This window comes from Desulfitobacterium sp. THU1 (genome assembly GCF_038181555.1).
Lineage (GTDB): Bacteria > Bacillota > Desulfitobacteriia > Desulfitobacteriales > Desulfitobacteriaceae > Desulfitobacterium.
Map to the genome: position 1 here is coordinate 49,351 of NZ_JBBWUA010000019.1, position 13,350 is coordinate 62,700.

The window sequence follows — 13,350 nt, forward strand, 5'->3', positions numbered from 1 at the left end:
CTTCCAGAAAGTTATTTTAGATAGCTTTCTCTTGGCGGTGGGGAACTATTCAAGGCTGATGAGGTTAGTTGAAGACAAAAAAAGAGCTGCAAAATGCAGCTCTACATAAGAAACTGAAGATCAGGCGAAGCCAATCTATAAGCCGGGTTCTGTTCCTTCCTTTCAGAAGGTGATGATCATCTATCTAGGACCGCTGTTACCAACGGCCTCAAGCGACCTTACCCGGAGACAAAAACGGGCCGTTTTATAGTCTCCCTATTCAGTCTTGCTCCAAGTGGGGTTTGCAGGGCCAACCTGTCACCAGGCTGCCGGTGAGCTCTTACCTCGCCTTTCCACCCTTACCTACTCGAAAGTCAGTCCAGGGACCAACCTCCGCTATCGGCGGTATATCTCTGTTGCACTGTCCTTAGGATTCCTCCCACTGGGCGTTACCCAGCACCTTGCCCTATGGAGCCCGGACTTTCCTCAGAAGCAACCTTTCGGTTCCTGCTTCCGCGACCATCCGATTGACTTCGCTTAACTATATTACTTCATTCTACTCTTTTGGTCAAATTCTTTAATATGGTTCTATTTCCAATCTAATTAACTTTTTCTAGAGCTTTCTCAGATTCTTGCAGTTCTTCCATCTCTGCATCGATATCCATAAGGGATGTAATTAATTTTGCTTTATTATCTATGCCGCCTTGAGACAACTTCATGATGATACGATCACGCTCTTGACTTAGAATTTCAGTACGACTCATAAATTATTCCTCCTTATAATAAATGAAATTTAAGTGAGCTGCACTTAAATTCAATATAATTAAGTGAATTTTCACTCTCTATTAGTCTAACAGATCTTTCAATTCTAATCCGTGATTCAAATCACGAGATTCGTTTTCTGCAAAGAACAAATGTTAAAATGAAATCATTCAATTCTCACTCTAAATATCTCTTCCTTCGACACTATTCTACCGTCAAAAATCATATTTGTCAATAATTTTCTGATTTTTCTATAAATTACCTGGCCTTGCCCAAATACAAAAAGGGGTATGGCAACTACTTTCACAAAGCAGTTGCCATACCCCTTTTGCTTGACTAACCGAAATCTATAGCGACTTCCAAGGGCTTTTCATTCTTTGGCTTATTAGCACTTCTACTCCATTTAGGGCTTTTTCGCGACTTAGATACTCAGCAAGGGACTGTACCATGGCGACTTCACCCCAGAAATGCCCCATATCGATGATGGATAATCCTGCCTCTAGAGCATCTAGGGCTTCATGATGATCCACATCGCCTGTAATCAGAAGATCCACTCCATTAAAGAGAGCCTTAGGGATAAAGCTACCACCGCTGCCATTGACGATAGCAACTTTGTGAATGAGCCCTTGAGGGTCTCCCGCTAAACGTAAAATAGGTTCTCCAGCCAGGTTTGTGGGTGCAAGCTTCTTCATTTCCACAATCAGTTGGTTTGCTATGCTCTCCAAACTCACCGGCTGCTTGAGATATCCCTTCACCCCATAGCCCTGAGCCACACCTGTGTTATAAAGTGGTATCAAGTCATATGCAGGCTCTTCGTAGGGATGAGCTTTTCTCAAGGCTTTTAAGGAACGCTCGATAAGCCCTTCCGATAGTATGCTCTCCAGTCGAATTTCATCAACGCAGGTCAATTCTCCAATCTCACCCAGAGTAGGATGTGCACCTGCCAAGGGGCGAAACATCCCTGTTCCTTCCCCTGCAAAAAAACACTCGGAGTACTCAGAGGCATGGGGGCCATCGGTTATACCAGCTCCTACCCCTGCTTGAGCAAGAGCTTGACGAACTAGCTCCACATGAGTTTGGGGAACATAAGTAACGAGCTTTAAAAGCTTTTCACTATTCGTAACTCGTAAATACTCCATCTTATCCAGAGCTAAAGCCTTACCTAAGCTCCGGCTGGAAGAGTAGGCCGATTGATCCAAATTGGTATGGGCAGCATAATAGGCAATCCCGGCCTGAATCAGCTTAAGAGGCAAGTGTGCTCCTTGATTATCTGAACGTAAGTTCTTTAGGGGCCGGAACATGATCGGGTGATGGGCGATAATCAGCTGGACATCCTTTTGGATAGCCTCTTCTAAAATTTCTGGAGTAAGATCTAATGTCATTAGAACTCTGTCGACGGAGGATGAGAAGCCGCCCACCAACAAACCCACATTGTCCCACTCTTCAGCCCACCCTTTGGGGGCAATCTTTTCGATGGTTTGAGCAATTACACCGACTGAAACAGACATGTTTCCATCTCCTCCAACACCCTGATGCTCAGGTCATACTCATCAATTCGCTTTTGCACTTTTTCTTGGGCTGATTTTTTCATCTCACCAATGGTCCTATGTAAATTGCGTTTTTGCTCATGAAGCAGAACTCGCAGTTCTTCTTGGGGGTCTTCGAGACACAGGGGGCCAAATTCCCAAATCCATTTCCTGATTAGGCTCTCGGTAAGCTCTTGGACTTGCTCTTGCTTTTGTAGACTTTCCAGAGAGGTTACAGCTACGTGAAGCTTCCTGAGGCACTTCTCAACCATTGTCTGCAATTCCTCTCCAGTGTACCCTGCACGACGGGAGAAATGCATGACTATGTAGACACGTCCTTCTTCCGCTACATAGCGTTCCTGTATCAGCTTCCAGCCTTCTTGAAGCAAGGTTAAGCGGACTTTGCCTTCTGCCCCCTGAGGCTGCAAAATGAGGTCCTTAATCCGCGACATCACCAACCCCTGGGCGGCGAAAATCTCCAACATCGTGTTCCCACCCATCCCCGCTAAGGTCAGGGTATCCACCTCCCCCGGCTGAATCGGCGCTAGCCCATCTCCATAGCGCACGTCAATAACCGAGTTTAAACCACGCCCTTTGATGGCCGCACAGGCTGAGCGATACGGTCCTTCGTGGACATCCACCGCAACAGCCTTCTTTATTCTCCCACTTTCCCAAAGGTAGATGGGCAGATAGGCATGGTCTGTGCCAATGTCACCAAGTTGCGAACCCTCAGGCACAAATTTAGCCACCATTTGTAGACGTGGACCAATACTCACCGAAACTGTCATAGGAAATCCCCTTCCGGTCCCTTTATTTTGGGGTATTTATATCTGGCATATGTAAAAATAGCGAGATGCAATACACATCTCGCTACATTCATTCTTAGTGGTGACCCGTACGGGATTCGAACCCGTGTTACCGCCGTGAAAGGGCGGTGTCTTAGGCCGCTTGACCAACGGGCCATTTTGGGTTGGTGGGCCCACCAGGATTCGAACCTGGGACCAACCGGTTATGAGCCGGGGGCTCTACCGCTGAGCTATAGGCCCAAAAAAAATGGCTCCCCGAGTAGGATTCGAACCTACAACCTACCGGTTAACAGCCGGTTGCTCCACCATTGAGCTATCGAGGAATGCTCTTCGCAGGGTTTATTATACGAGATTCGTATTTACTAGTCAAGCTTTAGGGATAAATTTTAATTTTAAAATTTATCCCTAGCTCAATCAAACAGATGAACAAATCCTCTATTTTCCTAAAGCAGCTCTTATTCTAGGTAATCCTTAAGCTTTTTGCTCCGGCTGGGATGGCGAAGCTTCCGCAGTGCCTTTGCTTCAATCTGACGAATCCGTTCGCGGGTCACGCCAAATTCTTGACCAACCTCTTCTAAGGTACGGGTGCGACCATCATCTAAACCAAAGCGTAGACGTAATACCTTCTCCTCACGAGGAGTAAGTGTTTCTAAGACCTCTTCCAGCTGTTCCTTCAAGAGGATGAAGGACGCTGCTTCAGAGGGCGCCGGAGCATCCTCATCGGGGATAAAGTCCCCTAAGTGAGAGTCTTCCTCTTCCCCGATCGGAGTCTCAAGGGACACTGGCTCTTGTGCAATTTTCATAATTTCCCGCACTCGCTCCACGGAGATATCCATTTGGGTAGCGATTTCCTCAGGGGTTGGTTCGCGCCCTAATTCTTGGAGGAGCTGACGGGAGACGCGGATAAGTTTATTAATGGTCTCCACCATATGCACGGGAATCCGAATCGTGCGGGCTTGGTCTGCGATCGCCCGGGTGATCGCTTGACGAATCCACCAGGTAGCATAGGTAGAGAATTTAAAGCCTTTAACATAATCGAATTTTTCTACTGCTTTAATAAGACCAAGATTACCTTCCTGAATTAAATCCAGGAATAACATACCTCGACCTACATAACGTTTGGCAATACTGACAACCAGACGCAGATTAGCTTCAGCTAAACGGCGTTTGGCGCTTTCGTCTCCTTGCTCCATCCGTTTGGCCAGCTCAATCTCTTCCTCAGCAGAAAGAAGGGGAACTCGGCCAATCTCCTTCAGGTACATACGGACCGGATCATCAATCCCCACACCTTCAGGAATAGAAAGGTCCACATCGACCTCTTCTTCTACCTCATCCTCATCCACATCGTCATCTACTATTGTATCATTGACCTTGACTAAGGCTTCGACTTCACCCGCTTCATTGACGACGTCTATTCCCATTTTGCCAAGTTGTTCGTACACTTCGTCAATTTGATCGGCAGTGAGCTCAATTCCTTGGAGGGCATCCATGATCTCCCGGTAGGTTAAAGAACCCTTCTTTTTGCCTTGCAATATCAGTTCTTTCACCGCATCGAGCTTCAATTGATTAACGCTCATGGATTCCCCTCCTTCCTGAGGTTCTTTTTTGTTTGTGCTCATGACCTTAGTTTTCGCCACTTCTCAACCGCTCTCCTATCTCCTTTAACAGGGCAAAAGCGCCTGCCAAATCGCCGGATTTTTCTAAGTCCACCATGCGAGCCTGAAGCTCTTCCACTGTTTCTTCCTCTTTTTGCGAATGTATCTGTTTCAGACAGTCTTGAAAAAGCCGTTCCGGATTGGCTAGGTCTATCTCCTCGAGCATGAGTTGTGCAGCCTTGCTTAGCAAGGTATCGTCATCCATGTTCGGTAGAGCCCCTTTTCCGAGATTAGGTGCTTTTTCAATATGATTAAATATCTGTTGATGATAGGGTACTTTCCAAAATCCTGCTTCGAGGTGTGTCTTCAATTCGGAGAGGGGAATCAACTGTTCAAGCAAAAGACGCAAGAGAATTCGCTCAGCTCGATACGCCCCGTCAGAGACTGACACTCCATTTGATGATGGATTTGCACACCTATTGATATTATCCCTGTTTTTTACAGAAATATCCTGTTTCTGCCTTAATTTTTCCTTCTCAGCAGTCTTTTGCGCAGTTTTTTGATCGAATCCGGCGATTTCCTCTTGGACCTTATCTAGAGTTAGACTAAGCTCCAGACTTAAGAACCGTTCATACCCTTCTCGTTCGACCGGGCTCTGTACCTTCACAATATCGGGTGCTAGTTCTCGGACTAACTCCGCCTTCTCCGGGGCTGATTCGGGGGGGGTGGTTTTGATCAAAACATGATATTTAAATTGAATATAAGGCTCTGCTTGGGCGAGAGCTTTATTAAATTCTTCTACTCCGAAGGTTTTTAAGTATTCATCCGGGTCCTTAGCTCCGCTGAGACTTAAGACGTCTACGCGAAAGCCCATATCCCGCACTATTTCTCCGGCTCGTAGGGTTGCCTGAATTCCTGCCTGATCCGCATCGTAGACGATCACCACTCGTCCAGTATAGCGGCGAATCAGTTTTGCCTGATCACGAGTTAAAGCTGTTCCTAATGAAGCTACTGCGTTCTTGAAACCTGCTTTTTGCAAGGCGATAACATCCATGTAACCTTCTGCCAACAATGCGAATCCACGCTCGCGGATTCCTTGATGGGCTCGGTGCATACCATATAAATGATGTCCCTTGTTAAAAAAAGCAGTCTCAGGTGAGTTTAAATATTTGGGGGTTGAATTATCTAAAACCCGCCCGCCGAAACCGATGGTTCGCTGACGCGAGTCAAGAATCGCAAAGATGACTCGATTACGAAAACGATCATAAAATCCACGGGTTCTCCCCTCCGAAGACTCTCGTTCTAAAGCAAGGCCCGCTTGAACCACCTCTTGGGGACTTACTTTTCGTGCACTCAGCGCCTCGAGAAGACCCTCCCAGCGATCTGGAGCATAACCCAAACGAAATTGCTTGATGGTTTCATCATCTATCCCACGTTGCCGAAAATACTGCCTTCCTGGTTCTCCTTCGGGCTTATTCAGCAAGACTTCATGAAAATAACCCGTTGCCCAATCGTGAATCTCTTCCCAACGACGTCGACGGGTTTGTAGCTCCTTCTCTCGGGGCGAAAGTTCTTTTTCCGGAAGAATAATGCCGTGTTTTTCAGCTAGATTCTCAACCGTCTCAAGGAAACTCCAATTTTCTTTTTTCATTAAAAAAGAAAAAACATTACCACCTGTATGGCAACCAAAACAATAGAAAATCTGCTTCTCTGGGGTTACCGTAAAGCTCGGCGTTTTCTCCGCATGAAAGGGACAGAGACCTAAGTAATTCTTCCCTTTGCGTTGAAGCCGTACATAATCGGAAATTGTATCGACGATGTCCGAATGCAATCTAACTTCCTCAACGATTTCTTCAGGAATTCTATAATCCACCGATTGTTCTTCGCCACCCTATGCCATATTTTTGACAAAATGTCAAGATAATAGTACTTTATTGTTCGCCAAAAAACTCAAGAATCCTCTTTTTAATTACTTCTTTAAAATCTGGCGTGATTGGTGTACAATATATATTCTAGATATATTTATTATCTCTAATTATTATTCTACTTTGCTTAACTATTTCCTCCTTTATTTCGACTTTTTCTTTCCTATACTTCCAATAGAGCCGTTGACCCTTTTCCGGCTAGCCTTTACGTGTTAAAATGAAATCAGAAAGGTGGGAGGCCAATCATGAATAACTTGAGATTTCGCAGTTTCATCCTTGCTTTTTCTTTCTTGTTTTTTCTCTTTACTGCGGTAGGCTGTGGATCCGATGATATCTCTAAAAATACCCCGCCCACGAATACCTCTTCACCAAATGGCGCTGAGCCCCAAACCCCCGAACCTTCTACGTCCGTTAATAAAACAATGGATGTTACACTTTATTTTCCTACCCCTGATGCTTCAGGACTAGTCGCTACCAAACGCACCCTCAAGGTCACCGAGGAAACTAGCGCGGCTGCCATAAAGGAGATTTTCAAGGAATTTACTAATCCTCCAACGGGGTCCGTTGCCCCCCTTCCTGAGAAAACTGCACTGCTCGATGTTAAGATTAAAGACGGTGTGGCAACCCTTGATCTTTCTAAATCCTTTCGAGAAAATTTCAAAGGCGGTACAACTGGGGAGGAAATGGTGCTTTACAGCATCGTGAACACCCTTACTGCCCTTCCGGATGTTCAAAGTGTCGAGTTCCTTCTCGAAGGGGAACTCAAAGCAGCTATTCTCGGCGGCTTAGACACTTCAGCTCCCGTGGAGCCAGATGAGAGCTTGATTTTGAAGTGATTCTGAAGAATAAGAGTGAAGTATTACGACATATAACAACAGTGAATGGCGAGCCTACTGGCTCGCCATCTTTATTTATTCAGTCTTAAGGTATATATATGCTAGCAAAAAGTATAACTTTGGAAGGAAAGGCTACTACCTCGGCACAAAATTAATGCCTTGGCACAAGGAGCCTTTGAAAGAGTTCGATGGCGTAATTATCGGTCAATCCTGAGATATAATCAACTACCGCTTTTACTTGATCTTCATTGGCCCACTTGAGATACTCCTGAGGAAGTTGAGATAAATTCTCCATATAATAGTGAAACAAAGCCTGCACAACATACTCCCCTTTGCGGCGTTCCTCACGAAGGGTATCGTTATTATAGACTCGCTCAAACATGAAGATTCTAAACTGCTGCATGGCCTCTGCCACGAGGGAAGATTGCTTAATAGCGGTCTGGTTCTGGGAACTCTCGATCATATCTACCACCATCGTCGTGATCATCTGGCTTGGCTTTTCCCCTAGAGTTTTTACCACAGGTTCAGGTAGATCGCCTTTTTTAATCAGTCCTGCTCGTAGAGAATCATCATAGTCGTGACACAGGTAGGCGATGCGATCCCCAGTCTTAACAATCTGACCTTCTAAAGTATAGGGTATTCCTTCACCTGTATGATTAAGTACACCGTCCAAAACTTCCCGGGTTAAGTTTAACCCTTTCCCTTCCTCCGTGAGCACAGTAAGGATACGGATCGATTGTTCATTATGCTCAAAGCAGCCGATGAGCTTTGCGATGGCCTCCTCTCCCACATGTCCGAAGGGCGTATGCCCCACATCATGGCCCAGAGAAATAGCTTCAATTAGATCTTCGTTTAGGCGTAGCCCCCTGCCGATAGTGCGGGAAATCTGGGAGACTTCCAAACTATGGGTCATGCGCGTCCGATAATGATCCCCCGTAGGGGCAATGTAGACTTGGGTCTTATGCTTAAGCCGACGAAAGGGTTTGCTGTGCAAAATCCGGTCCCGGTCCCGTTGGAATTTCGTCCGAATAGTGCATTCCTCTTCCTCTCGATCCCGTTTGGCTTCACTGCTTTTGGCAGCATAGGGCGACAGCCGCTCCCATTCTTCTCGCTCTGTCCGGAGCCGAATATTCTCGCTCATCTTTACTCCCCCTTAGCGGCTTGAGTTACTTATTAATATTATACCATGAGAGATGGACAACAACGAATTCTTACTTGCATTACTATCTATAAACAAAACTTGGCTGGCGCCACGAAAGCACTGCTTTCGCACTTGTTGTCGTTAGACGACGGCGGCTGCCTAGTTGCGTTATACTATCGTCCGATGAAAATTTATATATTAAGATACGTGCAAGAAAAAGAGAACCACAAAATGGTTCTCTAGAAGGGGGTTCCATCTACTCGGACCCCATAGAGCCGGAACAGGTCCTCAACATTTCACAAGAACTACATAGCTCACTCTTATCACTGGCGATTAGGCAGTAGCTCCCCTCGATTTTCCAACACGGCTTGGATTCATTAATGATTGTCGAGCTATTCTTCAATGCTCCACCTTTACAATTACGATTATACCAGCAGGAATACATAGCCGTGATCTGTTTTACACCCGCGATGTTCAGGCCTTTTTCATCCATTAAAAATTTAATGAATTTTAAACGCAACAAATCGTTGTTGGAATACTTTCTTTGGTACTTTGCCCGATCCGGATGAATCAGGTTGTTTCTTTCCCAGACCCGTAAGGTTTCTGGATGTTCCCCAATTAACTCAGCCACTGTGCCAATGCTATAAAGGCCTTTTTCTTCGTCCAGCATCACTCACCACGCTTATCCGATATTTTCCTCTCGAGATCCTGCCTTTTTATCTATTCCGGCTCATTCTGATTTTATACCTTTTGATCAATAATCTCAATATTATTATATATGTTTCTTATGGCCAACGGATTTGTGCTTGAAAATGAAAAAACAGAGGAAAGGTGTCACAGCACCAATTAACCTCTGCTTTTCAAAATGTTTAAATTCCCCTTAGATATAACCGATAACTAATAACGCTGACCGACTAGCTTTTTTCCGATAAGAGCTTGACTGTTTCGCTGTTGGTCTTAGGAGCTTTCACCTCAAATTGCGGAGCAGCCACTCCCGTTCTGGCCTCAGTCGCCTTATTGATCGCCTGATAAGCATAGTCTAAGGATTTACTAAGGCTATCGAAGGTCAGTTGAGGATTATGGAAGCCCATGGAGTTTTCTGCTCCAACCCAGTCAACATAGAATTGGGCCTTACGCTGGAGACCGCGCGCTTCTTCGAGCAGAGCTTTATTAGCTCCTTCAGCATCAGCTGCCGCGATAGCTTCGATCGCTTCAACATTCACATTCCCCACTGTAGCCATCGTATCCGCAACTTTATCTTGTGTATAGAATACCCGCTCTTTTAGCCATTCTTCGCCTTCCCGATGGCATGTCATGCAGCTTTCATTCATCGTCTTAAGCGGGCTGGTCCACCAGTGCGAAGAAATCTTTTCGCCACCATTCATGCTATAAGGCATATGGCAATCGGCGCAAGATAAACCGGCCTCGGCATGAGTACTTCCTGAAAATGTTTCAAATTCAGGATGTTGTACCTTAATTTCAGGTGTTCCTGCTTTAGCATGCTTCCAATCAGAGAACCCTTTTTCTTCATAATACGCGAGAATGTCATCCGGGGTGGTGCCTTTATCCCAAGGGAAAGTGACTACTTTCTTATCTCCAGCGAAATAATATTCCACGTGGCATTGAGCGCAAGTCATTGTCCGTAGCTCTTGAGTCGTTAACTTATCAGGATCTTTACCCAACCGGGTGAGTGTATCCCGTAAAGGTGGTTGGGTAATAACTAATTTCATGGTTTGGGGATCATGACAATTAGCACAGGTTATACCTTCAGTGATTTTACTCTTGAGATCATGAAAATTAGCGCCATAATAGGCATCGCCCATCTCCTCCACTACACCGGATATATTGGCTGATTTACAAGTCCAGCAGGAGGCGATACTCTTTTCATTGATACGCTTAATTTTTGACACATCTTCAAGAGTGTAGTTGTGACCCCTATCTTCATTATATTCGATAGCAAATCCATAGCCGGCAAATATCTCTTTTAAGAATGGCCATTGGACTAACTTATCATATTCCTCAGAGCCACCATATTTGCTACCCTCGTTAGACATCTCCGAAGTTCGCATGAATGTATCATATTGCTTAGGATAATACTTGGCATATTCGTCGACGGATAGGGTTCCGGGCGCGATTTCCGCACGGTAAGAAACGGCCTGCTGACTACCCGATGAAGCGCAGCCAACGGCAACTAAACTGATGGCTACGATGACCATCAAGCTAAGGAGTATTATTCCACGTTTTCTCACAATCTCTACCTACCTTTCCTTTCCCTTAACGATAATTACTATGAGGAGTATAGCGGTGACAATCAAAACATTGTCGACTTGGATCCATGCTAATATTTCTCACCACATCTTGATGACAGTTTAAGCAGTTATTCTGGACCATTTCGTTATTCTTTTCGTTCATTCGAATACTGTCAGGTACATCACTAAAGGTATTGTGATAAAGATGTTGAACTCCTGAGGTAATCTTGGTATAGGTCTTCGTCGCATAGTTGGTTTGATCGGTATGACAATCATTACAGCCGACTATATCCCGGTGCGATGAATGACTCCAGGTTCCATAAACAGGTTCCATGACATGACAAGAGACACAATAACTAGGATCCTTCGTAAGTGCATGCACTCCTTGAACACCTACGACAGCAGTTAGACACAATACTGCTAACAGGCCAATGACTAATGTCTTCCTAGATATTTTTTTGCGTTTGCCACCTTGAGTATCGGTTTCTTCATGTTCCGCCCCGCTATATTTCATGATTTCCCCCCTTTCTTTTCATGATTTTCCTAAGATCCTTTTCTCCCTCCCTATACCCATCCACATAAAATTATAGAAAAAAAAGGACTTAATGCCCATTAACAAAATCATGTTAAATTATTAACAAATTCTTAAGGAAGCTGTTGGCCTTGTGTAGCGATACAAACTTAGCTCAAAGAATGACTTACAGCACAGATCAGAAGAAATAACAAAGGAATAGTAAAGGTATCTGTCAAATTTGGCACTGGTGCAAAATTTGACAGGCCTACCTATGAAGGACAAGCCGTTGCCTTGATGCAAGGAAACCCTCCTCCTGTAAAATATATACAGGAATCAGAAATGTGTGATTTAAAATTTTAGATGCCGGCGAACATAGATAGTAAAAACAGGGTATTGCTCCTTAGAGTTAAGGAACAATACCCTGTTTTTAGCATACAATAATATTTATAGTTGTTGATGACGGAGCATCTTTAGAATACATGTTTCTCGGTGTTAGCGGCGAACCTTCTGAAATTGTTCATTAGCAATGCAACAAATACAACCCAAGGAATGAGAGAAAGCAAAGAGAATATCATGCCTAACGTACCAGCCGATGACGGAACAATCATAAAGAATCCGGAAGCCAATCCCCACAAGCCAACCGATTTTTTAAACTGGGGACTCTTCATCACTGTATAGGCAAACAACAGTAGGCATATGGTACTCAATACATAGTAAACATTGAAGGCGGTGCCTGTATAGCCGGCCATTAAGGCTTCACCGGCGGCCAAATAAACCATCTGCTGGTCTGGAAGCGCCTGAGCATACTGATTACTTAAGGTTAGCATTTCAAATGCCGGATTCGAGGGATAGTAACAGGCAACGCCAATCAAGCCAAGCATCATTGCCAATAAGACAACAACTGGACGTTCATGAAATAAGAGTGTAAATAGGGCAAAGTAGATTATGCAAACAATCACATTGTTAAACAGATATAGAAAGTCTAAGCTCAGCAACCCTAAGAAAGGATTTTGTTGATAGAGTTCAAAAAGGCCTTTGACGGTATCCGGAGGTGGTGCCATTACAAAAATAATAATTTGCATTGGAATAATTACCAGCATTGCTAGGGCCAAAAAATGAGCAACACGATATAGTGGCCGAAAGTTAATTTGTAAACCTTGAATCATAATTTAGCCTCCTTTTAGTTTCCATTATCCTTTTTGAATAGATAGTTTATAAGTTTTACAAGTTCTCCTTTAATGTCCTCTTGATTCGAAGACCCATTGGATGAGAAGCTCAGCACAATCATTCCTTGGAGTGCATAAATTATAGTTTTGGCAACAACTTCAATTTCTTCGGCTTGAAGGACATCCTCTTGGACCAGTCTGTAAAAGGAAGTTTGCCACATGCCTTGGAACTTCAGATCCAGCTTTTGATAACTATCATCTCCCTCGGGTTGAATAAAAGGATAGAAGTAGAAAAATCGGAAGACATTCGGATGCTCGAAGAAGTAATCAATATAGCTAAAAAAAGCTCCAAGGATTTCTTCCACAGGATCATCCTTGGTGAAGGAAATGGATGTCAGCTCAGTAATCATGTCCTCAATCATATCCACTCGTAATGACCATAAAAGAGCGTTCACATCTTTGAAGTAATAATATAGATTGGTGTACGCGTATCCTGTTATTTCGGCTAAATATCGAACAGTGATAGCTTCGTGTCCTTTATCATGGATGATACCCTTCGCGGCCTCAATGATTTCTTTCTGAGTTCGTTCTTTTTTAGATAGTTTCATATTGCCTACCTTTCTAACGGTGTTCAATTATTTTAACTTAGTTAAAGTTTATAGTGTGGCCAACCTCTGTGTCAAGAGATTAATACACCCTTTCAAAATTATTTGTAAGCGCTTAATAAAAGGGTGCATGGAAACTACTTGAGGCCTATGGCAAAATATAATAAAACCCAGCTACACTAGTTATAGCCGGGTACTGACACAGGATCAAGTTTAATTACAAACGACAATAGTCGGGGAGTTCAG

At 44.2% G+C, this 13,350-nt stretch carries 12 protein-coding genes, 3 tRNA genes and 1 other RNA gene; 1 reads left to right on the forward strand and 15 read right to left on the reverse strand.

Translation table 11 applies throughout. The features are described 5' to 3' along the window. Positions 1–122: 122 nt before the first annotated feature. The 9 genes from rnpB to dnaG form a co-directional block, all read right to left on the reverse strand. An RNA gene (gene rnpB, locus AAC978_RS13320) (RNase P RNA component class A) lies at positions 123–514 on the reverse strand. Between the two features lie 64 nt (positions 515–578). After that, on the reverse strand, positions 579–743 hold the full coding sequence (locus AAC978_RS13325) for a hypothetical protein (protein ID WP_341548557.1): 165 nt from the start codon (positions 741–743) through the stop codon (positions 579–581). Between the two features lie 345 nt (positions 744–1,088). Further along, a complete protein-coding gene (locus AAC978_RS13330) occupies positions 1,089–2,249 on the reverse strand; it encodes a Nif3-like dinuclear metal center hexameric protein (RefSeq protein WP_341548558.1) in 1,161 nt (386 codons plus the stop codon). Further along, on the reverse strand, positions 2,228–3,055 hold the full coding sequence (locus tag AAC978_RS13335; RefSeq protein ID WP_341548559.1) for a tRNA (adenine(22)-N(1))-methyltransferase: 828 nt from the start codon (positions 3,053–3,055) through the stop codon (positions 2,228–2,230). The genes AAC978_RS13330 and AAC978_RS13335 overlap by 22 nt, the downstream gene beginning before the upstream one ends. 98 nt (positions 3,056–3,153) lie before the next feature. After that, positions 3,154–3,229 (reverse strand) — tRNA-Glu (locus tag AAC978_RS13340). Between the two features lie 9 nt (positions 3,230–3,238). Continuing rightward, a tRNA-Ile gene (locus AAC978_RS13345) sits at positions 3,239–3,313 on the reverse strand. Positions 3,314–3,321: 8 nt separating this feature from the next. Then, positions 3,322–3,396 (reverse strand) — tRNA-Asn (locus tag AAC978_RS13350). A gap of 132 nt (positions 3,397–3,528) precedes the next feature. Further along, positions 3,529–4,710 (reverse strand): RNA polymerase sigma factor RpoD, encoded by a 1,182-nt coding sequence (rpoD, locus tag AAC978_RS13355; protein ID WP_341548560.1) that lies wholly within the window; start codon positions 4,708–4,710, stop codon positions 3,529–3,531. After that, positions 4,697–6,541: a DNA primase gene (gene dnaG / locus AAC978_RS13360; RefSeq protein WP_341548561.1), complete on the reverse strand. Its 1,845-nt coding sequence runs from the start codon at positions 6,539–6,541 to the stop codon at positions 4,697–4,699. The genes rpoD and dnaG overlap by 14 nt, the downstream gene beginning before the upstream one ends. Positions 6,542–6,838: 297 nt before the next feature. Here dnaG and AAC978_RS13365 point away from each other — a divergent pair, with 297 nt between their 5' ends. Beyond that, positions 6,839–7,429 carry a GerMN domain-containing protein gene (locus AAC978_RS13365; protein WP_341548562.1) on the forward strand — a complete coding sequence of 197 codons (591 nt, stop codon included), beginning with the start codon at positions 6,839–6,841 and terminating at the stop codon, positions 7,427–7,429. 151 nt (positions 7,430–7,580) lie between these two features. Here the strand turns inward: AAC978_RS13365 and AAC978_RS13370 are convergent, their stop codons facing one another. From AAC978_RS13370 to AAC978_RS13395, 6 genes are all read right to left on the reverse strand, one after another. Next, the gene (locus AAC978_RS13370; protein WP_341548563.1) at positions 7,581–8,570 is read right to left on the reverse strand and encodes a deoxyguanosinetriphosphate triphosphohydrolase; all 990 of its coding nucleotides are present in this window, start codon (positions 8,568–8,570) and stop codon (positions 7,581–7,583) included. Between the two features lie 256 nt (positions 8,571–8,826). Further along, positions 8,827–9,240: a MerR family transcriptional regulator gene (locus AAC978_RS13375; RefSeq protein ID WP_341548564.1), complete on the reverse strand. Its 414-nt coding sequence runs from the start codon at positions 9,238–9,240 to the stop codon at positions 8,827–8,829. Between the two features lie 244 nt (positions 9,241–9,484). Next, positions 9,485–10,819 (reverse strand): ammonia-forming cytochrome c nitrite reductase subunit c552, encoded by a 1,335-nt coding sequence (locus tag AAC978_RS13380; protein WP_341548565.1) that lies wholly within the window; start codon positions 10,817–10,819, stop codon positions 9,485–9,487. A gap of 25 nt (positions 10,820–10,844) precedes the next feature. Beyond that, on the reverse strand, positions 10,845–11,333 hold the full coding sequence (gene nrfH, locus AAC978_RS13385; protein WP_341548566.1) for a cytochrome c nitrite reductase small subunit: 489 nt from the start codon (positions 11,331–11,333) through the stop codon (positions 10,845–10,847). Between the two features lie 470 nt (positions 11,334–11,803). Further along, complete coding sequence (locus AAC978_RS13390) at positions 11,804–12,499, reverse strand: hypothetical protein (protein ID WP_341548567.1); 696 nt, start codon at positions 12,497–12,499, stop codon at positions 11,804–11,806. 14 nt (positions 12,500–12,513) lie between these two features. After that, positions 12,514–13,107, reverse strand: coding sequence for a TetR/AcrR family transcriptional regulator (locus tag AAC978_RS13395; RefSeq protein ID WP_341548568.1), 594 nt, complete (start codon positions 13,105–13,107; stop codon positions 12,514–12,516). Positions 13,108–13,350 lie beyond the last annotated feature (243 nt).

Excerpts from the sequence above, each read along its gene's own strand:
- AAC978_RS13325 (WP_341548557.1), bottom strand. The coding sequence starts at position 743 with ATGAGTCGTACTGAAATTCTAAGTCAAGAGCGTGATCGTATCATCATG.
- AAC978_RS13330 (WP_341548558.1), bottom strand. The coding sequence starts at position 2,249 with ATGTCTGTTTCAGTCGGTGTAATTGCTCAAACCATCGAAAAGATTGCC.
- AAC978_RS13335 (WP_341548559.1), bottom strand. The coding sequence starts at position 3,055 with ATGACAGTTTCGGTGAGTATTGGTCCACGTCTACAAATGGTGGCTAAA.
- AAC978_RS13365 (WP_341548562.1), top strand. The coding sequence starts at position 6,839 with ATGAATAACTTGAGATTTCGCAGTTTCATCCTTGCTTTTTCTTTCTTG.
- AAC978_RS13370 (WP_341548563.1), bottom strand. The coding sequence starts at position 8,570 with ATGAGCGAGAATATTCGGCTCCGGACAGAGCGAGAAGAATGGGAGCGG.
- AAC978_RS13375 (WP_341548564.1), bottom strand. The coding sequence starts at position 9,240 with ATGCTGGACGAAGAAAAAGGCCTTTATAGCATTGGCACAGTGGCTGAG.
- nrfH (WP_341548566.1), bottom strand. The coding sequence starts at position 11,333 with ATGAAATATAGCGGGGCGGAACATGAAGAAACCGATACTCAAGGTGGC.
- AAC978_RS13390 (WP_341548567.1), bottom strand. The coding sequence starts at position 12,499 with ATGATTCAAGGTTTACAAATTAACTTTCGGCCACTATATCGTGTTGCT.
- AAC978_RS13395 (WP_341548568.1), bottom strand. The coding sequence starts at position 13,107 with ATGAAACTATCTAAAAAAGAACGAACTCAGAAAGAAATCATTGAGGCC.